Annotated in this window: 1 protein-coding gene; it reads left to right on the top strand. The window is 39.8% G+C overall.

The features are described 5' to 3' along the window. Positions 1–483: RNA-guided endonuclease InsQ/TnpB family protein (locus K9V48_RS28580; RefSeq protein WP_224142359.1), on the top strand; the 483-nt coding region annotated here is incomplete at both ends.

Genomic DNA, 483 nt, shown 5'->3' with positions numbered 1-483 from the left:
TCGAAAGACAAGAGTTGCCATCTGATATTGATACAAACAACGCAATCGGAATAGACGTTGGCCTACATAAATATGCTGTTCTTTCTGATGGAAGAGAAGTCGAAAACCCTACATTCCTTCGAAAAAAAGAAAAACAACTAAAAATGGCCCAACGTAAGCTTTCGAAAATGAAACGCGGTTCTTCCAATTATAGAAAACAGGTGATACGGATACGTCAGTTACACGAAAAGGTTGGCAACCAAAGACGTGATTTCTTACACAAATTCAGCTACAACTTGTCTCAAACCTATTCTGTTGTATGCGTGGAAAATCTGAACATTCGTAATATGGTTCGGAATCGTAAGTTGTCCAAATCGATTTCTGATGCAGGGTGGGGAATGTTCCGCCAAATGCTTTCTTATAAGTGTGAGAAAAATGGCGGGCTACTTGTAAAAGTAGAACCACACTACACATCACAAGACTGTTCTTCTTGTGGTGAACGTG

This window comes from Metabacillus rhizolycopersici (genome assembly GCF_020075705.1).
The sequence above is the reverse complement of the archived record's forward strand: the minus strand, read 5'-3'. Positions and strand labels throughout refer to the sequence as shown.